Annotated in this window: 1 protein-coding gene; it reads left to right on the top strand. The window is 69.4% G+C overall.

Annotated features, from left to right (window positions below; genetic code table 11):
- The coding region (locus EN859_RS35760) for a DUF5801 repeats-in-toxin domain-containing protein (RefSeq protein ID WP_210237760.1) at window positions 1–360 on the top strand (360 nt) is incomplete at both ends.

The following is a 360-nucleotide window of genomic DNA, read 5'->3' as shown; positions in this document are numbered from 1 at the left end:
ACCTCGCTCAACTTCCACGACGACGCGCCCTCGATCGTGGCGAGCGGAACGAGCGTGTCACTGACGGTCGACGAGACGACCTTGGCCACCAATGCGACGGCGAGCTTCGCCGGAGCCTTCACGCCGAACTTCGGCGCCGATGGTCCGCTGGACGCCGACCACAATGGCGTGGCGGATGCCGGTGCGGTGACCTATGCGCTGGGCTTCAACGCCGGCTCGACCGGATTGGTCGATACGGCGACCGGCCAGGCGGTGGTGCTGAGCGTGGAGGGCGGCGAGGTGGTGGGCCGGGCCGGCGCGGGCGGCGCGATCGTGTTCAAGGTCTGCGCCGATGCCTCGGGCAAGGTAACGCTCGACGAG

Source organism: Mesorhizobium sp. M00.F.Ca.ET.216.01.1.1 (genome assembly GCF_004010325.2).
Lineage (GTDB): Bacteria > Pseudomonadota > Alphaproteobacteria > Rhizobiales > Rhizobiaceae > Mesorhizobium.
This window is presented reverse-complemented; position numbering and strand designations above follow the sequence as displayed.